The sequence below is a fragment of the Micromonospora sp. NPDC049240 genome (assembly GCF_040647835.1).
Taxonomy (GTDB): Bacteria; Actinomycetota; Actinomycetes; order Mycobacteriales; family Micromonosporaceae; genus Micromonospora.
The window spans coordinates 1-21,237 of sequence record NZ_JBEZCX010000010.1 but is presented as its reverse complement, the minus strand read 5'-3'; the positions used below and the strand labels follow the sequence as shown (position 1 = coordinate 21,237).

General features: G+C 74.6%; 18 protein-coding genes and 1 pseudogene. 12 read left to right on the top strand and 7 right to left on the bottom strand.

Annotated features, from left to right (window positions below):
• Both AB0B02_RS16745 and AB0B02_RS16740 read left to right on the top strand, forming a co-directional pair.
• The gene (locus AB0B02_RS16745) at positions 1-768 is read left to right on the top strand and encodes a 3-oxoacyl-ACP reductase (protein ID WP_107156082.1); all 768 of its coding nucleotides are present in this window, start codon (positions 1-3) and stop codon (positions 766-768) included.
• Between the two features lie 184 nt (positions 769-952).
• Positions 953-4,612, top strand: a complete 3,660-nt coding sequence (locus AB0B02_RS16740) for a SpoIIE family protein phosphatase (RefSeq protein ID WP_357301017.1) — start codon at positions 953-955, stop codon at positions 4,610-4,612.
• 13 nt (positions 4,613-4,625) lie between these two features.
• Here AB0B02_RS16740 and AB0B02_RS16735 read toward each other — a convergent pair whose 3' ends face one another.
• Complete coding sequence (locus AB0B02_RS16735; protein WP_281935580.1) at positions 4,626-4,940, bottom strand: STAS domain-containing protein; 315 nt, start codon at positions 4,938-4,940, stop codon at positions 4,626-4,628.
• Between the two features lie 93 nt (positions 4,941-5,033).
• Here AB0B02_RS16735 and map point away from each other — a divergent pair, with 93 nt between their 5' ends.
• Complete coding sequence (gene map, locus AB0B02_RS16730) at positions 5,034-5,891, top strand: type I methionyl aminopeptidase (protein WP_281935577.1); 858 nt, start codon at positions 5,034-5,036, stop codon at positions 5,889-5,891.
• On the top strand, positions 5,888-6,601 hold the full coding sequence (locus AB0B02_RS16725) for a VIT1/CCC1 transporter family protein (protein WP_281935575.1): 714 nt from the start codon (positions 5,888-5,890) through the stop codon (positions 6,599-6,601). Before map ends, AB0B02_RS16725 begins: the two co-directional genes overlap by 4 nt.
• A 15-nt stretch (positions 6,602-6,616) precedes the next feature.
• On the opposite strand, the gene AB0B02_RS16720 is transcribed toward AB0B02_RS16725, so the two are convergent.
• The 6 genes from AB0B02_RS16720 to AB0B02_RS16695 form a co-directional block, all read right to left on the bottom strand.
• Entirely contained in the window at positions 6,617-7,084 is a 468-nt protein-coding gene (locus tag AB0B02_RS16720) for a nitroreductase family deazaflavin-dependent oxidoreductase (RefSeq protein WP_281935573.1), read from the bottom strand.
• Positions 7,085-7,150: 66 nt separating this feature from the next.
• Complete coding sequence (locus AB0B02_RS16715) at positions 7,151-9,829, bottom strand: FtsX-like permease family protein (protein WP_357301014.1); 2,679 nt, start codon at positions 9,827-9,829, stop codon at positions 7,151-7,153.
• Positions 9,826-10,548 (bottom strand): ABC transporter ATP-binding protein, encoded by a 723-nt coding sequence (locus tag AB0B02_RS16710; protein WP_281935569.1) that lies wholly within the window; start codon positions 10,546-10,548, stop codon positions 9,826-9,828. The genes AB0B02_RS16715 and AB0B02_RS16710 overlap by 4 nt, the downstream gene beginning before the upstream one ends.
• Positions 10,549-10,571: 23 nt before the next feature.
• Entirely contained in the window at positions 10,572-11,153 is a 582-nt protein-coding gene (locus AB0B02_RS16705) for a PadR family transcriptional regulator (RefSeq protein WP_281935567.1), read from the bottom strand.
• Positions 11,154-11,222: 69 nt separating this feature from the next.
• Complete coding sequence (locus AB0B02_RS16700; RefSeq protein ID WP_281936271.1) at positions 11,223-11,693, bottom strand: ferritin-like domain-containing protein; 471 nt, start codon at positions 11,691-11,693, stop codon at positions 11,223-11,225.
• Between the two features lie 149 nt (positions 11,694-11,842).
• Positions 11,843-12,307: a hypothetical protein gene (locus AB0B02_RS16695; RefSeq protein WP_281936269.1), complete on the bottom strand. Its 465-nt coding sequence runs from the start codon at positions 12,305-12,307 to the stop codon at positions 11,843-11,845.
• Positions 12,308-12,571: 264 nt separating this feature from the next.
• Here AB0B02_RS16695 and rimP point away from each other — a divergent pair, with 264 nt between their 5' ends.
• From rimP to AB0B02_RS16655, 8 genes and pseudogenes are all read left to right on the top strand, one after another.
• Entirely contained in the window at positions 12,572-13,231 is a 660-nt protein-coding gene (gene rimP, locus AB0B02_RS16690; RefSeq protein WP_281935565.1) for a ribosome maturation factor RimP, read from the top strand.
• Positions 13,228-14,271, top strand: a complete 1,044-nt coding sequence (gene nusA, locus AB0B02_RS16685; RefSeq protein WP_281935563.1) for a transcription termination factor NusA — start codon at positions 13,228-13,230, stop codon at positions 14,269-14,271. The genes rimP and nusA overlap by 4 nt, the downstream gene beginning before the upstream one ends.
• Before the next feature lie 15 nt (positions 14,272-14,286).
• Positions 14,287-14,623: pseudogene (locus AB0B02_RS16680) on the top strand (YlxR family protein).
• A 93-nt stretch (positions 14,624-14,716) separates the two neighbouring features.
• Positions 14,717-17,728: a translation initiation factor IF-2 gene (infB, locus tag AB0B02_RS16675; protein ID WP_281935560.1), complete on the top strand. Its 3,012-nt coding sequence runs from the start codon at positions 14,717-14,719 to the stop codon at positions 17,726-17,728.
• 80 nt (positions 17,729-17,808) lie between these two features.
• Positions 17,809-18,852 carry an SAM-dependent methyltransferase gene (locus tag AB0B02_RS16670; RefSeq protein ID WP_357301010.1) on the top strand — a complete coding sequence of 348 codons (1,044 nt, stop codon included), beginning with the start codon at positions 17,809-17,811 and terminating at the stop codon, positions 18,850-18,852.
• A 100-nt stretch (positions 18,853-18,952) separates the two neighbouring features.
• Positions 18,953-19,246, top strand: a complete 294-nt coding sequence (locus tag AB0B02_RS16665; RefSeq protein WP_107156020.1) for a DUF503 domain-containing protein — start codon at positions 18,953-18,955, stop codon at positions 19,244-19,246.
• Between the two features lie 185 nt (positions 19,247-19,431).
• Complete coding sequence (gene rbfA / locus AB0B02_RS16660) at positions 19,432-19,947, top strand: 30S ribosome-binding factor RbfA (protein ID WP_357301008.1); 516 nt, start codon at positions 19,432-19,434, stop codon at positions 19,945-19,947.
• Positions 19,948-19,982: 35 nt separating this feature from the next.
• Positions 19,983-21,023 (top strand): bifunctional oligoribonuclease/PAP phosphatase NrnA, encoded by a 1,041-nt coding sequence (locus AB0B02_RS16655; protein WP_357301514.1) that lies wholly within the window; start codon positions 19,983-19,985, stop codon positions 21,021-21,023.
• Positions 21,024-21,237: the final 214 nt, after the last annotated feature.

Here is a 21,237-nt window from a genome sequence, read left to right as displayed (position 1 = left end):
GTGCAGGGACGGCTTTCCGACCGGGTGGCGGTGGTGACCGGCGCGGGCAGTGGCATCGGGCTGGCCACCGTGCGGCGCTTCGCCGCCGAGGGCGCGCGGGTGGTCTGCGTGGACATCGACGCCGACGCCGGCACCCGGGCCGCCGACGAGGTGGGCGGCGAGTTCGTGGCCGCCGACGTGGCCGACGAGACGGCGGTCCGCGACCTGTTCGACGGCGTGGTGGCCCGCCACGGCCGGGTGGACGTGTCGTTCCACAACGCCGGCATCTCGCCGCCGGACGACGACTCGATCCTGGAGACCGGGCTGGACGCCTGGGAGCGGGTGCTGCGGGTCAACACCACGAGCGTCTACCTGTGCTGCAAGCACGTCATCCCGCACATGCGGCGGCAGGGCAAGGGCTCGATCATCAACACCGCCTCGTTCGTGGCCCTGATGGGGGCGGCCACGTCGCAGATCGCGTACACGGCGAGCAAGGGCGGGGTGCTGGCGATGACCCGCGAGCTGGGCGTGCAGTTCGCCCGCGAGGGCATCCGGGTCAACGCGCTCTGCCCCGGCCCGGTCGCCACCCCGCTGCTGCTGGAGCTGTTCGCGAAGGACCCGGAGCGGGCCGCCCGCCGGCTGGTGCACGTGCCGATGGGGCGGTTCGGCGACCCGACCGAGATCGCCGCCGCGGTGGCGTTCCTGGCCAGCGACGACGCCTCGTTCATGACCGCCGCGCAGTTCGTGGTCGACGGCGGCATCACCGGCGCGTACGTCACGCCGCTGTGAGGCTGATCAACCCGGGGGCGAGCCGGGGTCGCCCCGGCCCGCCGGTTACGACAGGATGAGGCGGAGGTAACCAGCGTCCATCGCGCCGAATGCGTTACGTTGCTCCACCGTCGGGGTAGTAGCCAGGGACGGTCGGCGCAGCGGCGCCGGCCGTCGGGGATATGAGGCCGGAGCGGGAGGCTGCATGGGCTCGGCCCAGGGGGGCGGGGACGCCGGTTGGTCGTCCCCGGCGGCCGGCGAGTCGTCGCTCCCGCCGCTGCTGACCGCCGCGTTCGCCGCCGGCGGTGAGATGGGCGAGCGGCTGCGCGGCTTCGACTGGTCCACCACCCCGCTCGGCACCCCGGACGGCTGGCCCGCCGCGCTCTGCCACGCGGTGAGCACCATGCTCGCCTCCCGCGCCCAGATGGTGGTGTTCTGGGGCGCGGAGCACCTGGCCTTCTACAACGACGCCTACCGGCCCACCATCGGCGAGAAGCATCCGGCCGTGATCGGGCAGTCGGCCCGGCTGCACTGGGCGGAGACCTGGGACGTGCTCGGCCCGCTGCTGGACGGCGTGCGCGGCACCGGCGTGCCCTACCGGGGTGAGGACCACCCCTTCGTGATCAACCGGCACGGCTTCCTGGAGGACGTCTACTTCGACGTCTCGTACGACCCGATCCGCGACGCGGACGGCACCGTCAACGGCATCTTCTGCTTCGTCAACGAGACCACCGGCCGGGTGCTCGGCGAGCGCCGGCTGCGGGCCCTGGCCGAGCTGGGCAACGAGTTGGGCGACGTGCCGAACACGCTTGAGCTGGGCCGGGCCGTGGCGCGGGTGCTCGACGCGCACCGCGACGACGTGCCGTTCAGCGCGCTGTGGCTGCACGACGCCGACGGCACCCCGGCGCTGGCCGGCTGCGCCGGCGTGGATCCGGCCACGCTCGCCGGCTGGCCCGGTCGGCCCGCCGGTGAGCCGCTGACCGAGCCGCGCTGGGTCGCCACCGCCGACCTGCCCGGCGCGGTCCCGCCGGACGCCGCCGACCAGGCGCTGCTGCTGCCGTTGGCCGCCACCAACGAGCCGGCCGGCGCGCTGCTGCTGGGCGTGTCCCGCCGGCTGCCGTTCAGCGACGACTACCGCGACTTCGTCGACCTGGTCGCCGCGCAGGTCTCCCGGGCCGTGGGCAAGCTGCGGGCGTACGAGCAGGAGCGCGCCCGCGCCGCCGAGCTGGCCGCGCTCGACCGCGCCAAGACCAACTTCTTCGCCAACGTCAGCCACGAGTTCCGGACCCCGCTGACGCTGGTCCTCGGGCCGCTGGAGGACATGCTCGCCGACCGGGAGCTGCCCGACCGCTACCTCGACCCGCTGACCGTCATGCACCGCAACGGGCTGCGCCTGCTCAAGCTGGTCAACACCGTGCTCGACTTCTCCCGGCTGGAGTCCGGCCGGCTGGCCGCCCGCTACCAACCCACCGACCTGCCCGACTACACGGCCCGGCTGGCCAGCACGTTCCGCTCGGCCACCGAGCGGGCCGGGCTGCGGCTGGTGGTCGACTGCCCGCCCCTGCCGGCACCGGTCTACGTCGACCGGGACATGTGGGAGAAGATCGTCCTCAACCTGGTGTCGAACGCGGTGAAGTTCACCTTCGAGGGCGACATCGTGGTCCGGGTGCGCCCCGGCGACGGGGCCGCCGTGCTGGAGGTGAGCGACACCGGCGTCGGCATCGCGCCGCAGGAGCTGCCGCAGGTCTTCGAACGGTTCCACCGGGTGGCCGGCGCGCGCTCGCGTACCCACGAGGGCACCGGCATCGGGCTCGCGCTGGTCCGCGAGCTGGTCGAGATGCACGGCGGCACGGTCACCGCGCACAGCGTCGTGGAACGGGGCACCACGTTCACCGTCACCGTGCCGTTCGGCTACGCGCACCTGCCCGCCGACCGGGTGTCCGCGCTGGCGCCGGTGCCGCTGACCGAGCCGGAGCAGGCCCGGCTGTACGTCGCCGAGACGGCGCTCTGGACCGACGAGGTGGCCCGGCCCGTCGGGCTGCCCGAGCCGTCCGGCACGCCGGGCGGCTCCGGCCGCGTCCTGGTCGCCGACGACAACCCCGACCTGCGGGAGCACGTCAGCCGGCTGCTCGCCCCGGCGTACGAGGTGGTGGCCGTGCCCGACGGCGTGGAGGCGTTGCGGCTGGCCGTGGACAGCCCGTTCGACCTGGTGTTGACCGACGTGATGATGCCCCGGCTGGACGGCTTCGGGCTGGTCGCCGCGCTGCGCGCCAATCCGGTCACCCGGGGGGTGCCGATCGTGCTGCTCTCCGCGCGGGCCGGCGCGGCGGAGGAGGTGGCCGGCCTGTCGGCCGGCGCGGACGACTACCTCACCAAGCCCTTCTCCAGCCAGGAACTGGTCGCCCGGGTCCGGGCCAACGTCGAGTTGGGCCAGCTCCGCGGGCAGATCATCCGCCGGCTGCGGGCGCTCGCCGACGCCGCGGTGGCGATCAACACCGCCCGTTCCACGGCCGAGGTGGTGCGGGTGGCCGCGCAACACGCGATCGGCCTGGCCGAGGCGGGCCGGGTGCTTGTGGTCGCCACCGGCGTCCGCCACGAGGAGGACACCGGCGGGGACCTGCCGGCCGAACCGTCCGCGGTGCTGCCGCTCACCGGCACCACCGGTGAGCAGCTCGGCGAGCTGCGGGTGTGGCGTCGGGAGGACGGCGGCGCGGAGCAGGCGGCGTTGACCGAGCTGGCCCGGCTGGTCGGCGTACGGCTGGAGAACGCCCAGCTCTACGAGGCCGAGCATCGGATCGCCACCACGCTCCAGCACAGCCTGCTGCCGCGTACGCTGCCGCAACTGCCCGGCGCGCTGGTGGCCAGCCGCTACCTGCCGGGCAGCGCCGACGTGGAGGTCGGCGGCGACTGGTACGACGTGGTGGGCACCCCCGACGACGAGCTGGTGCTGGTCATCGGCGACGTCGTCGGCAAGGGGGTGCGGGCCGCCGCCGCGATGGGTCAGCTCCGCAACGCGCTGCGCGCGTACGTGCTGGAGGGCTACGACCCGGGCGAGGCGCTGACCCGGCTCAACCGGCTGGTGCACTCCACCGGCAGCGGCTCCTTCGCCACCGTGGTCTGCCTCACCTTCTGCCCGCGCACCGGCCGCCTCCGGTACGCCAGCGCGGGTCACCCCTCGCCCCTGCTGATTCGCGGAGACGATGTGGCGTTCCTGCACGATCGGGCCCTCGGACCGCCGGTCGGGGCGATCCCCGGCACCACCTATCCGACCGCCGAGGGTGAACTCGCCCCCGGCGGCCGGCTGCTGCTCTACACCGACGGTCTGATCGAGGACCGCGAGGAGGGCATCGACGCCGGGCTCCGCCAGCTACGGGTCGACGCCGCCGCCGGCGGCGGGCACGTCGCCGACCTGGTGGACGCCGTCGTGGAGCGCGTCGCCGGGCGACCCCGGCACGACGACGTGGCGGTGCTGGCGCTGGAGGCGGCTGAGCGGCACCGTTTCGCGCTGCGGCTGCCGGCCGACCCGACCCGGCTCAGTGTGCTGCGCAAGCGCCTGGAGGACTTCCTCGTCGCCCACCGGGTCGACGAGACCGACCTGTTCGACCTGACGGTGGCGATCTCGGAGGCCGCCGCGAACGCGATCGAGCACCCGGTCGACCCGGTCGACCCGTCCATCGAGGTCGACGTCACCATCGCCGGTCGCACGGTGACCGCGACCGTCCGGGACAGCGGCCGGTGGCGCGAGCCCAGCGGGTCGGGGTTCCGGGGCCGCGGGCTTGGGCTGATCCAGGCGCTCGGAGAGATGAGCGTCACCCGCACCGGAGACGGCACCGAGCTGACGCTGCGACGCCGGCTGACCGACTAGACCGGCCGTGCGCTCAGGCGTCGGCCAGCCACTCCTGCTCACCCAGACCGGAGATCTCCAGCACGCGCCGGACCTGCCGCGACGGCAGCACGGTGAGCGCGGCCGGGAACCGCTGGGAGAGCCGGACCACCGCGTGGATGGCGGCCGAGTCGAAGAACGTGACCGCCCGCAGGTCGAGCAGCAGCCGCGTGGCGGGCTCGCGCAGCGCGGTCTGGAACATGGTGTCGGCGGTCGCCATGTCGACCTCGCCGGTGACCAACACATGACGGTGGTCGCCGTCACCCTGCGCCGTCACGGAGAAGACGGGCGGCGCACCCCCTTGATCCACGCAGCAACAATGGCACAGCGTTTGCGGCACGGCAACAACCTCCCCACCGAGCCGTGGCGAGGTCGTCGTCGAGGGCGGCGATAGGCTGAGGGCATGACCGTCCGTGCGCCGCTGACCCCCGGCACGCTCTCCCCGTGGCGAGCGGTCCCCGCCCACATCCCGCGACCGGAGTACGTGGGCAAGAAGCGCCCGCAGGAGTGGCGCGGGTCGCACGTGCAGACACCGGAGACCATCGAGAAGATGCGCGTGGCCGGCCGGCTCGCGGCCCTGGCCACCCAGCTCGCCGGCGAGCACTGCAAGCCGGGGGTGACCACCGACGAGATCGACCGGGTGGTGCACGAGTTCCTCTGCGACCACGGCGCCTACCCGTCGACGCTTGGTTACCGGGGCTTCCCCAAGTCCTGCTGCACCAGCCTCAACGAGGTGATCTGCCACGGCATCCCCGACACGACGGTGCTCCAGGACGGCGACATCATCAACGTCGACGTCACGGCGTACCTGAACGGCGTGCACGGCGACACCGACGCGACGTTCTGCGTGGGCGAGGTGAGCGAGGAGGCCCGGCTGCTGGTCGAGCGGACCCACACGGCCATGATGCGCGGCATCAAGGCGGTCGCGCCGGGCCGGCAGATCAACGTCGTCGGCCGGGTGATCGAGTCGTACGCCAAGCGGTTCGGCTACGGCGTGGTCCGCGACTTCACCGGTCACGGCATCGGCGAGGCCTTCCACAGCGGCCTCTACGTGCCGCACTACGACAGCCCGCGCCCCACCGACCTGATGGAGCCCGGCATGACGTTCACCATCGAGCCGATGATCACCATCGGCACCCACCAGTACGACGTCTGGGACGACGGCTGGACGGCCGTCACGAAGGACCGGAAGTGGACCGCGCAGTTCGAGCACACCATCGTCGTGACCGACGACGGCTACGAGATCCTGACGCTGCCGTGACCGAGACCCCGGCGGCGCTGCGCGAGGCGCACCACGCGGACGTGTCCGGCGGCTGGCTGCGGCCGGCCGTCTTCGGCGCGATGGACGGGCTGGTCACGAACATCGCGTTGATCGCCGGCGTCGGCGGTGGCGGGGTGTCGCCGCGCAGCGTCGTGCTGACCGGCGCGGCCGGCCTGGTGGCCGGCGCCATCTCGATGGGCCTGGGCGAGTACACGAGCGTCCGGTCCGCCAACGAGCAGGTCGCCGCCGAGGTGGCCAAGGAACGGCGTGAGCTGGAGCGGCACCCGGAGGCGGAGGCGCGTGAGCTGGCCGACGCCTGGGTGGCCCGCGGCCTGCCCCGTGAGCTGGCCACCCAGGTCGCCGAGGCGGTCCGGCGCAACCCGGAGGAGGCGCTGCGCGTGCACGTCCGGGAGGAGTTGGGCGTCGACCCGGACGACCAGCCCAGCCCGTGGGCGGCGGCGATCTCGTCGTTCGTCTGCTTCTCGATCGGCGCCCTGGTGCCGCTGCTGTCGTACCTGCTCGGGTTCACCAGCCTCTGGCTGGCGCTCGCCGTCGGCGGGGTGGGGCTCTTCGTCGCCGGCGCGATCGTGGCCCGGTTCACCTACCGCTCGTGGTGGACCAGCGGCCTGCGGCAGTTGCTGCTCGGCGCGCTGGCGGCCGGCGCCACCTACCTGATCGGCACCCTGATCGGAGTCGGCGGCCTCGGCTGACGCCCCACCGGAGGGTCAGGCGGTGGGGACGAGACGGAAGACCTTGATCTCGCGGCCACCGGCCCGCTCGACGTAGGTGCGGTAGGCCGGCCACTCCTGGGCCAGCCGGTCGAACAGCCGGTCCCGGTCGGCGCCGGTGACCTGCTCGGCGCGCACCGGGATCCGGCGACCCTTGACGTCGACCTCGGCGGAGGGCTGGGCCAGCAGGTTGAACGTCCACGACGGCTGGTGCTGCTGCCCCCAGTTGGAGCCGATCACCACGTAGGCGTCGCCGTCCGGCACGTAGAGCAGGGGGTTGCTGCGGGGCCGGCCGGAGCGGCGGCCGGTGGACGTCAGCACCAGCGTGGGCACCAACCCGAACGCGACCACCCGCCCCTTCGTCAGCCGGCCGACCAGCCGGTCGGCGGGGACGAGCACGCGCATGGTGGCGGCGAACCACCGCTGGTGACCGAGGTGGCGGGCGAGGGATCCCAGGGCGGACACCCGTCCAGTCTGCCGCTCCCGCCGCGCCCCGTCACCCCCTGAGCCACCCCGACGGCCGGCCGGCAGTCAGTCGAGGCGGCGTTCGACGGGCAGGCGTGAGCGGGTGAGCAGGGCCGCGCCGAGCATCGCCACCAGCGGCACCACCACCAGCACGGCCATCGTGAGGCCGGGCACGGTCACCGGGTACGGCGGCTGCACCGGCCAGGACTGCGCGTACCGCTGGTTCAGCGAGGCCAGCACGACGGCGGCCGAGCCGAGTCCGGCCACGATGCCCAGCGCCGAGCCGAGCACCGCGATCACGCCGGCCTGGCAGAGCGACAGCACCCGGCGTACCCGCGGATCGGCGCCGACCGCCGCGAGCGTGGACAGGTCCCGACGGCCCTCGGCGGCGGCCAGGCCGGTGGCGACCGCGGCGGCGCCCAGCGTGATCACCCCGGAGGCGGCGGCCAGCAGGAGCAGCAGGGGACGCTGGTCGGTCGGCGGGTCGGCGGTCGACACCTGGAGGGCCGTCGGCGCCTCCTCGGACAGCTCGTCGATCAGCCGCTCGCGCTGCCCGTCGGTGGGTGGGGCCGCGGTGTCCACCAGGTAGCCCATCGGCGCGGCCACCAGGCCGAGCGCCCGCGCGGCGGCGGGGGAGAGGACCAGCCGGTCCACCGGAAGGCCGCCGCGCAGCGGGTACCCGGGCAGCAGACTGGCGTCCGTCGGGGCACCGGAGCTGTGGGTCACCTCCACCCGGACCCGTCCGTCCGCCACCTGCCGAGGGTCGGTGACCACCACGCCGCCCGCGGCGAGCGTCCGGCGGGCGGCGGCCACCTCGTCGGCCGGCGCGCCGGTGAGCGCCGCCAACACGTCACCGTCGTCCACGATGGCCGGCAGCGAGATGTCGTTCGGTTCCCGGAACGGCTGTCGGCAGCGGGGATCGTCGCGGGCCGAGGCGGGAGCCACCTCGAACGGCTCGTACCGGCAGCGCTCGTCGGGCGGGCGCACCGCCAGGGCGACGCAGTAGTCGTCCGGGGCGGCCGGACGGGCGCACTCGGGAATGGCGAGTCCCGCCACGCCGGCGTCGGGCAGCACGGCCCGGACCCGTCCGGTGACCGCTGCGAGCGTCGGCCGCGGGTCCCCCTCCCGGTCGGCGAACTGGACCAGCGCGTGTCCCGGCGGCAGGCCGGGTTGCCACCCCGCCCGCTGCCGGGCGTCGTCGCTGGCCACGTAGACGCCGAGCGCGACGCTGCCGGCGACCGCCGCCATCACGGCCGAGATGGCCGGCGCGGCCGACGACCGGTTGCGACTGGCGTCGCGTAACGCGAGCCGGGGGGTCAGCGGCAGCAGCCGGCCGGCCCGGGCCAGCAGCCCGACCAGCGTCGGGGTGCAGAAGACCAGCCCCAGCTCACCGAGGGTGACACCGGCCAGCACCCCGGTCGGCGAGGTCCGGGTGGCGGCGAACGCGGCCAGGGCGGTGCCGACGACGGTGAGCAGCGCGCCGAGCAGCAACCAGCGCCGACGTGGCCGGGGCGCATCCCGCCGGCCGGCCAGGCCGGCCACCACGTCCTGCCGGGCCGCGGTCCAGGCCGGCGCGAGCGCCGCCAGCACACCGGCCAGCACCGCGACCGCGGCGATCGCGGCCAGCGCGCTGGGAAAGACGCGGTACGCGCCGAGGCGCTCGTGGATCAGGTACTGCTCGACCAGCGGCCGGCCGGCGAACGCGGTCCCGACGCCGAGCAGCAGCCCGAGGGCGGCCCCGCCGGCGCCGAGCACCACCCCGTCGGCGAGCACGATCCGGCGCAGGTGGGCGGCGTCCCCGCCGGCCACCGCGACCAGCGCGAGATCCCGCCGCCGGCGGCGTACGCCGACCGCGAAGGCCGGCCCGACCAGCAGCACCACCTCCAGCAGACCCAGGCCGCCGACCAGCACCGAGACGCCGGCCTCCTCGGCGTCCGGCAACGGCGTGCCGTTGTCGAACTCCTGCCGACCGGGCAGCGGGGACCGGGTGGACACCTGGATGCCGCGGGCGTTCAGCCGGTCGGCCAGCGCCTCGTCCATCGCCCCGGGCAGGTCCACCAGCCAGCTCTCGTCGGTGGGCGGCCCGTCCGGAGCGACGCCGGAGAGCGTCACCACCTCGCCCAGGTTGTCCGGGAACTCGACCACCCCGACCACCCGGTACGGCGTGCCGTCGGTGGTGCGTACCGGCGCCCCGGGGCGGGTGTCCAGCCGGCGTTGCGCGGCCGGACTGACCGCGATCTCGTCCGGGCGCACCGGCACCCGGCCCGCCCGCAGCGTGGCCAGCGGACGGGCGAGCGGGTCGGTCAGGTCGAGCGCGCGCGCCTGGAACGACACTGTCCGGCGGCCGAGCGGCGTCTCGAACGGCATCCACCGTCGGACCCGGATGACCCGGCTGCCGGCGGGCAGGAGCGCCCGCAACTCGTCGGCGGTGACCGGGCGGGTCCGGGGCACCGGGTCGCCCTCGACCGGCCAGGAGTTGTCGCCCCACCTGTCCTGCGTCACCGGGGTCAGGCTGCTCCAGCGCAGCTCGGCGTCGGCCGCGCCGAGCCGGCGGTCGAGCCGTTCCGAGCGGGTCAGCTCGGACATGTCGTAGCTCGCCGCGGCGAAGCTGAGTCCCAGCACCGGCAGCGCGATCATCACCAGCACCAGCAGGGTGCGGCGGCGGGAGCGGCGGGCCTCCCGGCGGGCGATCCGCAGCGCGGTGCGCCACGACCCCCGGGCCGCGGCGAGCCGGCCGGGGCTCACCGCTCGCTGCCGCTGAGCAGGTGCTCGATGCCGACCAGCGGCGCGGTCGAGTCGACGAGCACCCCGTCGCGGAGGAAGACCACCCGGTCCGCCCAGCCGGCGTGCCGGGCCTCGTGGGTGACCAGCACCCCGGCCGCGCCGTCGTCCACCCGGCGGCGCAGCAGGTGCAGCACCGCCTCGCCGGCCTGCGAGTCCAGCGCGCCGGTCGGCTCGTCGGCGAGGACCAGCCGGCGTTCGCCGACCAGGGCCCGGGCGATCGCCACCCGCTGCTGCTGACCGCCGGACATCTGGTCGGGGAACCGGTCCGCCTGCCCCGCGACGTCGACCTCGCGCAGCGCGGCCAGGGCCAGCCGGCGGGCCGCCCGCACCCCGATGCCGTCCAGCTCCAGGGGCAGCGCCACGTTCTCCACCGCGGTCAGGCTGCCCAGCAGGTTGAGGTCCTGGAAGACGTAACCGATCCGGCGGCGACGCAGGCGGGCCAGCTCGCGGGCCGGCAGGCCGCCGAGCGCCTCGCCCTCGACCAGCACCTCACCGCCGGTGGGCCGGTCCAGCCCACCGGCCAGCGCCAGCAGGGTGGACTTGCCGGACCCGGAGGGGCCCATCACCGCCACCAGCTCGCCGGCCGCCACGGTGAGGCTGACGCCGCGCAGCGCGTGCACGGCGGCCTCGCCCGCGCCGTGCGTCCGGCGCACGTCGCGTAGTTCGAGCACTCCGCTCATCGTCGCGGGCCTCCCGTGCCCCGTCACCGGCGGGCCTCGTCACCGGCCCGGTCCACCGCCTCGGGGTGGGCGACCGGCCGGCCCGCCGTCGGGCGGTGGCGGACCAGGCTGGTCTCGCAGTGGTCGAGCCACCGCACCTCGGCCTCGGCCTGGAAGATCATCGCGTCCAGCACCAGCCGCCAGGGCAGATCCTCCGGCTTGTCGCTGGTGTACTTCAACCGGGTGAACTCCTGCAACGCGCGCATGGTGGCGCTGCGCTGGGTCTGCACCACCGCCCGGACGTCCACCCCGGGTGTGGTCAGCGCCAGCGCCAGCTTGATCGACAGTTCGTCCCGGGGCCGGTCGGCCCGGCTGATCGGCGTGGCGAACCAGAGCGCCAGGTCCGCCCGCCCGGCGTCGGTGATCTCGTACGGCCGCTGCCCGCTCTCGTTCTCCGGCAGCGGGCGCACCAGACCGTCACGTTCCAGCCGGGCCAGCGTGGTGTAGACCTGCCCGATGTTGAGCGGCCACGTCGAGCCGGTCGACTCCTCGAACGCGGCACGCAACTGGTAGCCGTACATCTGGCCACGTTCGAGGAGGGCGAGCAGGCCGTGGCGGATGGACATGGCCTGGAGTATGCATACCTGGTATGCGCGCCGCAACCGGAGGGCTCCACCGGGTGACCGCCGTCGCGCTCAGGCCGGCCGACCCGGGAACGGCACGGTGACCGGGCTCACCCCCGCCGTACGCCGCCAGCGGGTGGCCCGCAGCGCGCAGTCGGTGAGCGCGGCGAGCGCCGTGTTCCGGTCCGCGCCGGCGGTGTGCGGCAGCGCGGCCCGCCAGTGACCGGCGGTCCGTTCCTCGACCTCCACGGCCAGTTGGAGCGCGCTCGTCCGGTCGGTCACCGGGTAGGGCAACGCGTAGCCGGCCCGGTCCGCCGGCACCTGCCCGGCCCCCTCGGCGAGCTGGAGCAGCAGCGCGTCCCGGCGGGAACGGTGCGCCGCCTCGGCGGCACGGGCGGCCGAGCGGGCCGCGTCGGTGAGGTGCACGCCGATCACCCCGTACGCCCAGACCGCCGCGTACTCGGCGGCGAGCGCGTCACCGAGCGCCCGGGTCGGGCCGTTGCTCGGTCCGTTGCTCGGGTCCACGCGCTGCCCGGCGGGCATGGCCACCCGGCCCTCGCTGCGTTCGGTGCGTTCGCTCATGCGGTGCTGGTCGGGCATGCGCTCACGGCCCTCGCTGCGTTCGGTGCGTTCGCTCATGCGGTGCTGGCTGGGCATGCGCTCACGGCCCTCGCTGCGCTCGGTGCGTTCGCTCATGCCAGCGCCTCCACGTGGGTGGCCCGGGCCGCGGCGATCGAGCCGAGCAGCGCCGCCCGGTCGACGGGTGCGGTCGCGGCGGCCTTGGCGGCGCTCGCGTGGCCCTGCTGCTCGGCCCGGCGCAGCTCGGCGAGCACGGCGTCCGGAGCGTCGGCCGGTGCCCCGGACGCCGGGCCGGTCGGGCCGGTGGACGTCGTCCCGGAGGGCGCCGCCCGGCCGATCACCCGGCGCAACTCGTCGGCGTGCGCCCGGTGCGCGTCGGCGATCGGGGTGAGCCGCGCGGCCAGCGTCGGCGCGGTCGAGGCGGCGGCCCGGTGCCGCGCCTCCAACGCGAGGGCCTCGGCCGCCAGCGGCTCCAGCGCGTCCGGCGGCGGTGGCTCGTCGTCGCGGTCGAAAGGATCACAACCAGTCAGCGGCGCGGTGGCGCCACCGAGCGCCACGAGCGCTCCGGCCCGCAGCAGGCGACGCCGGGAATGCCCCGCTCCGCCCTGGTCAGATGGTGTTCTGCCGGTCCCCACCGGACAAGTCAACACCATCCCCGCCACCCCGTGGGGCAGCCTCCTCGGTGCGCCGCCCGGGCCGCCACCCGGCCCAGGCGTTACGCTCTGCGCAGCCACCGGGCGCGAACGCCCCGGTGGCGTGCCGGCATTGCGGGTCGACCGCGTACGCCGGCCCGGACGAACCCGGCCCCGAGGGGCCGTGGCAACAGCAGAGAGGTGCGCGGAATGACGCAGCGTGGCCGTGCCACCCGGTCGTCCGGGCCCGCCGGGCGGCCCCGCCGGTCCGACGGCCCCCGCGGTCCGGAGCGGAGCGGCGCACCCCGTGGCGACCTCGCCGCCCGCCGGGCCCGGCTGCGCGAGGTGATCGAGCCGGTGGTCACCGCCGCCGGCTACGACCTGGAGGATCTCTCCGTCTCCCGGGCCGGGCGCCGGCACGTGGTCCGGGTGATCGTGGACGCCGACGGCGGGATCAACCTGGACGCCGTCGCGGACGTCTCCCGGGCCGTCTCCACCGCGCTGGACGCCGCCGAGGAGGCCGGTGGCGACATCGTCGCCGGCGAGTACCAGCTCGAGGTCAGCTCGCCGGGCGTGGACCGCCCGCTCACCCTGCCCCGACACTGGCGGCGCAACGTCGGCCGGCTGGTCAAGGTCACCGTCCGTGGCGACGCCGGGGACCGGCAGCTCACCGGCCGGATCACGGCCGCCGACGACGAGCGCGTGACGCTGGAGACCGACGCCGGCTCCGCCGCCCATCCGTACGCCGAGCTCGGGCCCGGCCGGGTCCAGGTGGAGTTCTCCCGCCTGGACGACCTGGCCGACGCCGACCTCGACGACGACACCGACACCGACATCGACGACGAAGATCTGGAGGACGAGGAGAGGTGAACATCGACCTCGCGGCGCTGCGCGCCCTGGAGCGCGAGCGGGAGATCCCGTTCGACACGATCCTCGCGGCGATCGAGACCGCGCTGCTGACCGCGTACCGGCACACCGACGGCGCCGAGCCGCACGCCCGGGTGGAGATCGACCGTAAGAGCGGGGCCGCCTCGGTCTACGCCCAGGAGATGGACGACGACGGCACGGTCACCCGGGAGTGGGACGACACCCCGCACGACTTCGGCCGGATCGCCGCCATGACCGCCAAGCAGGTGATCCTCCAGCGGCTGCGGGAGGCCACCGACGAGGTCCACTTCGGCGAGTACGCGGGTCGCGACGGCGACCTGGTCACCGGCGTGGTGCAGGCGCACGAGGCCCGCAAGGAGAAGGGCATCATCAGCGTCGACCTGGGCAAGCTGGAGGGCGTGCTGCCCCAGTCCGAGCAGGTGCCGGGGGAGGACCCGCAGCACGGCGAGCGGATCCGCTGCATCGTCGTGCACGTCGCCAAGGGCATGCGCGGGCCGCAGATCACGCTGTCCCGGTCGCACCCGGCACTGGTGAAGAAGCTCTTTGCGCTGGAGGTGCCGGAGATCGCCGACGGCACGGTGGAGATCGGCGCGATCGCGCGTGAGGCAGGTCACCGCACCAAGATCGCCGTACGCTCCACCACGCCCGGCGTGAACGCCAAGGGCGCCTGCATCGGCCCGATGGGACAGCGGGTCCGCGCGGTGATGAGCGAGCTGCACGGCGAGAAGATCGACATCATCGACTGGTCGGACGACCCGGCCACCTTCGTCGGCAACGCGCTGTCGCCGGCCAAGGCCCTGCGGGTCGAGGTGGTCGACCTGGCCAGCCGCGCCGCCCGGGTCACCGTGCCGGATTTCCAGCTCTCGCTCGCGATCGGCCGGGAAGGGCAGAACGCCCGCCTGGCTGCCCGGTTGACCGGATGGCGCATCGACATCCGCTCCGACGCGGAGTCCTCCGGCAGCGCCGGCCGCAGCGGAGCCGCTCACGTACCGGAGCCGGGCGGCGCGATCTCGAGCAGCTAGGGGTAGACTTTCTCAGTGGCACGACGCGAGCTGCCGGAGCGCACCTGTGTGGGCTGCCGGAAACGAGCGCCGGCCAGCGAGTTGTTGCGGGTCGTCGCGGTCGGTGACGAGGCTGGTCAGACCAGTCTCCGGCCCGATCCGGCCCGCAGACTGCCGGGTCGGGGAGCGAACATGCACCCCAATCCGGCCTGCTTCGCGCAGGCGGTGCGGCGCCGCGCCTTCGGGCGGGCACTGCGCGTCGCCGGGGTCCCCGACCACGGCGCGCTTGCCGAGCACGTCGACGCGCAACCCCCGACGAGCGGTCAAACCCGACCGGTCGCGGGTCGCTAGCAAGGTAGGACGACCGACATGAGCACACGATGAAGTCGCAGAAATGACCAGGCTTCAAGTGCACGAGTGAGGTCGCTGCGGGTGCTGCCCGCACGACCTCGGAGTGAGGAGTGCAGTGGCAGGAAAGGCCCGCGTACACGAGCTTGCCAAGGAGCTCGGGGTCGAAAGCAAGACCGTTCTCGCCAAGCTCAAGGAGATGGGCGAGTTCGTGAAGTCCGCCTCCAGCACCGTCGAGGCGCCTGTCGCCCGACGGCTGCGGAACGCGTTCGTGGCGTCCGCCGGTTCGCCGGCGCCCGCCGCCCCGCCGACTGCCGCGTCCAGCGGCCCGGCACCGACCCCCACGCCCACCCCGACCCCGGGTGCCCCCCGGGTCTCGGCCCGTCCGATGCCGCCCCGGCGGCCGGCCGCGCCGACCCCTGGACCGCGGCCCAAGGGCCCGGTCCCCGGCCCGCCGCAGCCGGCGACCCCGGTCGCCAAGCCGGCGAGCGCGCACGACATCGAAGTGGCGGCCGCGGAGGCACGCGCCGCCGCGCTGAAGGCTGAGCAGGAGGCCGCGGTCAAGGCCGCCCAGGCCGCCCGCCAGCAGCAGCGCGAGACCCCCCGCCGGGAGCCCCCGGCCGAGGGCGGTCCCCGTCCCGGCCCGCGTCCCGGCCCGAACGCCATGCCGCCGCGTCCGGGTTCCCCGGCCGCGCGTCCCGGCGGTCCGGGTCAGGGTCAGGGCCCCGGTGCCCGGCCGGGCGGTCGCCCGCCGGCGCGTGGCGCCGGCAACAACCCGTTCGGCATCCAGGGCGGCCAGCAGCGTCCCCCGGCCGCCGGTGCGGGCGGTCCCCGTCCCAGCCCGGCCGGCATGCCGCCGCGGCCCAGCCCGGCGTCCATGCCGCCGCGGCCGAGTCCGGCGTCCATGCCGAGCCAGCGTCCGACCACCGGTCGCCCCGGCGGTCCCGGTGGCGGTCGTGGCGGCCCCGGCGGCGGCGCGGGTCGTCCCGGCGGCGGCGGTGGCGGTGGCTTCCGCGGCGGTCCCGGTGGCGGCGGCGGTGGCGGTGGCTACCGCGGCGGTCCCGGTGGCGGCGGCGGTGGCGGTGGCTTCCGTGGTGGTCCCGGCGGTGGCGCCGGCGGCGGTGGCGGCGCGCCCGGTGGCGGTTTCCGTCCCGGTGGCGGCGGTGGCCGTCCGGGTGGCGGCGGTCGCGGCCGTGGCGGTGGCGCGGCGGGTGCCTTCGGGCGTCCCGGCGGTCGGCCGACCCGCGGTCGCAAGTCCAAGAAGCAGCGCAGACAGGAGTTCGACAACCTGTCGGCCCCGACCATGTCCTCGGGTGCGCCCCGCGGTCAGGGTCAGGTCGTCCGGTTGTCCCGTGGCGCCTCGCTGTCGGACTTCGCCGACAAGATCAACGCCAATCCGGGTTCGCTGGTCCAGGAGATGTTCAACCTGGGCGAGATGGTGACCGCGACCCAGTCCTGCTCCGACGAGACCCTGCTGCTGCTGGGTGAGCACCTCGGCTTCGACGTGCAGATCGTCAGCCCGGAGGACGAGGACCGCGAGCTGCTCGCGCAGTTCAACATCGACCTCGACGCCGAGGTCGCGGCGGACCGCCTGGTCAGCCGTGCGCCGGTGGTGACCGTCATGGGTCACGTCGACCACGGTAAGACCAAGCTGCTCGACGCGATCCGCAAGGCGAACGTCGTGGCCGGCGAGGCGGGTGGCATCACCCAGCACATCGGCGCCTACCAGGTCCACGTCCCGCACGAGGGCGAGGACCGCGCGGTGACCTTCATCGACACCCCGGGTCACGAGGCGTTCACCGCCATGCGTGCCCGTGGTGCCCAGGTGACGGACATCGTGATCCTGGTGGTGGCGGCCGACGACGGCGTGATGCCGCAGACCATCGAGGCGCTCAACCACGCCAAGGCGGCGGACGTGCCGATCGTGGTCGCGGTCAACAAGGTCGACAAGCCGGAGGCGAACCCGGACAAGGTCCGCCAGCAGCTGACCGAGTACGGCCTGGTCGCCGAGGAGTACGGCGGCGACACCATGTTCGTCAACGTGGCCGCCAAGCCCGGCATCGGCATCGAGGAGCTGCTCGAGGCCGTCCTGCTGACCGCCGACGCGTCGCTGGAGCTGACCGCTCCGATCGACGGGCCGGCGCAGGGTGTGGCCATCGAGGCGCACCTGGACAAGGGCCGCGGCGCGGTGGCGACCGTGCTGGTGCAGAAGGGCACGCTGCGGGCGGGTGACTCCATCGTCGCCGGTGGGGCGCACGGCCGGGTGCGGGCCATGCTGGACGAGAACGGCAAGCCGGTCGACACGGCCGGGCCGGCGCGTCCGGTCATGGTGTTGGGTCTGACCACGGTGCCGGGTGCGGGTGACACCTTCCTGGCCGCCGAGGACGACCGCACCGTGCGGCAGATCGCCGAGCAGCGGCAGGCACGGCGGCGGGCGGCGTCCTTCGCCAACTCCCGTGGCCGGGCCACCCTCGAGACGCTCATGGAGCAGCTCAAGGAGGGCGAGAAGACCTCGCTCAACCTGGTGCTCAAGGGCGACGTCTCCGGTTCCGTGGAGGCGCTCGAGGACGCGCTGTTCAACCTCGACATCCCGGAGGAGGTCCAGCTTCGGATCATCCACCGGGGCGTGGGCGCGATCACCGAGAGCGACGTCATGCTCGCGAGCGCCTCGTCCGAGGCGGTCACGATCATCGGCTTCAACGTGCGGGCCGCCAACAAGGTCCGCGAGATCGCCGACCGCGAGGGCGTGGAGATCCGGTACTACACGGTCATCTACCAGGCCATCGAGGAGATCGACGCCGCGCTCAAGGGGCTGCTCAAGCCGGAGTACGAGGAGGTCGAGCTGGGCACCGCGGAGATCCGCGACGTCTTCCGCTCGTCCAAGATCGGCAACATCTCCGGCTGTATCGTCCGGTCCGGCCTCATCCGCCGCAACGCCAAGGCGCGGCTGCTGCGGGACGGGTCGGTCGTGGCGGACAACCTCACGATCAGCTCGCTGAAGCGGTTCAAGGACGACGCGACCGAGGTCCGCGAAGGCTTCGAGTGTGGTCTGACGCTGGGCGGTTACAACAACGTCCAGGTCGGCGACATCATCGAGACCTTCGAGATGCGGGAGAAGCCGCGCGCCTGAGTGGTGTGCACGACCGGTCGACGGCCGGGGCCTTCGGGCCCCGGCCGTCGCCGTTTCCGCAGGCTGAGACAATCTCCGGCGTGATCGGGTACGCACTGCTCCTCGCCCCCTCCGCCAACCGCGTCTACGCCGACGCGGCGGCCCGGCTGGCCCGCGCCGAACTGGCCGTGTTCGCCGGCTCGGGTGTGCTCGACGCGCCGCCGTCCGACGCGGAGGTCACCCGCATCGGCGGAGTGGAGTACCTGACGTTCACCGCGCCCGCACCCGGCCTCGGCGCACGGGACCTGGCCCACCTGGCGAACCTGTCGGCGGCGTACGCGCTCTTCGAGCGGGTCGGCGACGACCTGCTCCGGCCGGTGCCGCTGCACCCGCTGGCCCGGTACGACTCGGACCTGATCACCATCCCCAAGTACGCCGGCAAGACCAACGAGCAGTTCACCCGGCTGCTGCTCAACGTCACGCTGCTCGCCTCCGCCGCCGCGCCCCGGATGCTCGACGGCGGGCTGGTGGTGCTGGACCCGCTCTGCGGCCGGGGCACCACGCTCAACCAGGCGCTCATGTACGGCCACGACGGCATCGGCGTCGAACGCGACAGCCAGGACGTGGAGGCGTACGCGGCGTTCCTGCGTACCTGGCTGCGCCGTAAGCGGCTCAAGCACACGGCGGAGACCACGTCGGTGCGCCGGGACCGCAAGCTGGTCGCCCGCCGCTTCGAGGCGGTGCTCTCGCCGTCGAAGGACGCGCACCGGGCCGGTGCCACCCAGCGGATCGTCGTGCTGAACACCGACACCACCCGGGCCCGCGAGGTGCTCCGTCCCCGCTGCGCCGACGTGCTCGTCACCGACGCCCCGTACGGGGTGGCGCACGGCAGCCGCACCGGCCAGGGCCTGTCCCGCAGCCCGCTGGAACTGCTCACCGCCGCCGTGCCGGTGTGGCGGGAACTGCTGCGGCCGGGCGGCGCGCTGGGGCTGTCCTGGAACACCCACGTGGCGCCGCGCGCGGCGGCCGAGGCGGTGCTGACCGATGCCGGCCTGCGCGTCGTCGACGGGCCCGGCTGGCGGGACCTGGCCCACCGGGTCGACCAGGCCATCGAGCGGGACGTGGTCGTGGCGGTCGCGCCATGACCGGGTGACCGGCGGTGGTCACGGCTTATCCGGGGTGACCGGCGGTGGTCACGTCTTATCCGGGTGACCGGCGGCGTCCCGGCGCGTACCGTTGCTCGCCGTGTATACCGGAACCGCGCTGTTCGACCTGTTGCTGCCGGGTGACTCCCGGTCCCTGAAGGCCAAGCGGTCCTACGTCCGGCCGATCGTCGCCGCGCTGCGCAAGTTCGAGGTCTCGGTCGCCGAGGTCGGCGCGCTCGACCTGCACGGCCGGGCCGAGATCGGGGTGGCCGTGGTGGCCGCCGAGCCGGCCCACGTCCGCGAGGTGCTCGACTCCTGCGAACGGATGGTCGCCGCCCGCCCGGAGACCGAACTGCTGTCGGTGCGTCGCCGCCTGCACGGCGCGGACGACTGACACCGTCGGCGCGTCGCGCGGCAGCCGGGCCGCGCCGCGCGGGGCCGGTCACGGCGCGGGTAGTGTTCTCGGACGTTGGGCGGTCGGGCCCGGCGGCGCCCGGCGCCGCCCCCGGCCGGCGGCTTCCCGATCGCGGCGTCAGGCGCGCCGGGGTCGTAGGAACAGTGATCGTGGAGGTGGGGGACATGTCGGATCCGGCCAAGGTACGCCGGCACGCGGAGCGCGTCCGTGAACTCGTCGCGTCGGTGGTGCGGAGCCAGATCAAGGACCCCCGGCTCGGCATGATCACGATCACCGACGCCCGGATCACCGCCGACCTGCGCGACGCCACCGTCTTCTACACCGTGCTCGGTGACGCGGCGGCCCAGGCGAGCACCGCCGCCGCGCTGGAGAGCGCCAAGGGCATGCTGCGCAGCACGGTCGGCAAGGCACTCGGCCTGCGGCACTCGCCGACGCTCACCTTCGTTCTCGACGACGTGCAGAACCAGGTCAAGCACATCGACGACCTGCTGACCGCCGCCCGCTCCGCCGACGCCGAGGTGCAGCGGCTGGCCGCCAAGGCCGCGTACGCGGGCGACGCCCAGCCGTACCGCGTCGAGGAGGACGACGCCGACGCGGAGGGCGACTCCCCGGTGGGCGACGCCGACGCCGAGGGTGGCTCCCCGGCGGACGACGCGCCGCGCGGCGGCGACCGCCGGTGACCGAGGCCGTCCCGAGCGGCGGGCCGGTCACCGCCGTGAGCGGCGCGCCGGCCCCCGCCGGTCCCACCGACGCCGACTGGGCGGCTGCCGTCGCGGCGGTGCGGGGCCTCCACCCGGACGCGCGGGTGCTGCTGATCTGCCACGTCAACCCGGACGGGGACGCGCTCGGCAGCATGCTCGGCTTCGCGTTGGGCCTGCGCCGACTCGGGGTACGCCACCTCCAGGCGACGTTCCCCGGGCCGGCCGGCGTGCCGGAGCCGTTCCGCTGGCTGCCCGGCGTCGAGCTGCTGGTGCCGCAGGACGACGCGGACCCGGCACCGGACCTGGTGATCTGCTTCGACGCGGCGAGCGAGTCCCGGCTCGGCGACCTGGCCGACCGGCTGGGCGGGGCGGGCACGTCGCTGGTGCTGGACCACCATGCCTCGAACACCGGCTTCGGTGACGTCAACCTGGTGGACCCGCACGCGGCGGCCACCTCCGTGGTGGCGCTGGGGCTGCTGGACCGGCTCGGCGTTCCGCTGGACGCGGCCACGGCGACCGGGCTCTACGTGGCACTGACCACCGACACCGGCTCGTTCCGGTTCGAGGCGACCACCCCGGCCGTGCACGAGATGGCCGCGCGCCTGCTGGCCACCGGCATCCGCCCCGGCGACATCTCCCGGCGGGTCTTCGACACCCGCCCGTTCGGCGCCGTCCGCCTCTTCGGCGAGGTGCTCGGCCGGGCCACGTTGGAACCCGCCGCCGCCGACGGGCACGGCCTGGTCTGGACGTACGCGACCCGTGACGACCTGGTCCGTCACGACCAGCCGGCGTACGTGTTGGAGGCGCTCATCGACTCGGTCCGCTGCACCGCCGAGGCGGACGTGAGCTGCGTGGTGAAGCAGTCCGGGGACGCCGAGTGGGCGGTCTCGCTGCGCAGCAAGGGCGCGGTGGACGTGAGCCGGGTGGCGGTCGGCCTGGGCGGCGGCGGGCACCGCTTCGCGGCCGGTTTCACGGGTCGTGGCCCCCTCGACGACGTGATCGGCAGCATCCGCGCCGCACTCCCCACCGCGATACTGACCGCCCCACCCGTCTGACGGGACGCCGCCGGCCCTGGCCCTCGCTGATCGGCTCCGCCCCGCTCCGGGCGGCACGTCATCGAATGTCCCGGACATTCCCGTGACGCCCATAACGTTCCACTCGTGGCGTTGGCGGGCGGTGGGTGGAACGGTATGGCTGTCTGGGCAGCCGTATGACAACCATGGCGTTCCACTCGTGGTGGTAGGGGCGGGTGGGTGGAACGGTATGGGT

Coding starts and splice junctions, on each gene's coding strand:
- AB0B02_RS16710 (WP_281935569.1), bottom strand. CDS start 10,548: ATGAGCGGAGTGCTCGAACTACGCGACGTGCGCCGGACGCACGGCGCG.
- AB0B02_RS16740 (WP_357301017.1), top strand. CDS start 953: ATGGGCTCGGCCCAGGGGGGCGGGGACGCCGGTTGGTCGTCCCCGGCG.
- map (WP_281935577.1), top strand. CDS start 5,034: ATGACCGTCCGTGCGCCGCTGACCCCCGGCACGCTCTCCCCGTGGCGA.
- rimP (WP_281935565.1), top strand. CDS start 12,572: ATGACGCAGCGTGGCCGTGCCACCCGGTCGTCCGGGCCCGCCGGGCGG.
- AB0B02_RS16700 (WP_281936271.1), bottom strand. CDS start 11,693: ATGCCCGCCGGGCAGCGCGTGGACCCGAGCAACGGACCGAGCAACGGC.
- AB0B02_RS16705 (WP_281935567.1), bottom strand. CDS start 11,153: ATGTCCATCCGCCACGGCCTGCTCGCCCTCCTCGAACGTGGCCAGATG.
- rbfA (WP_357301008.1), top strand. CDS start 19,432: ATGTCGGATCCGGCCAAGGTACGCCGGCACGCGGAGCGCGTCCGTGAA.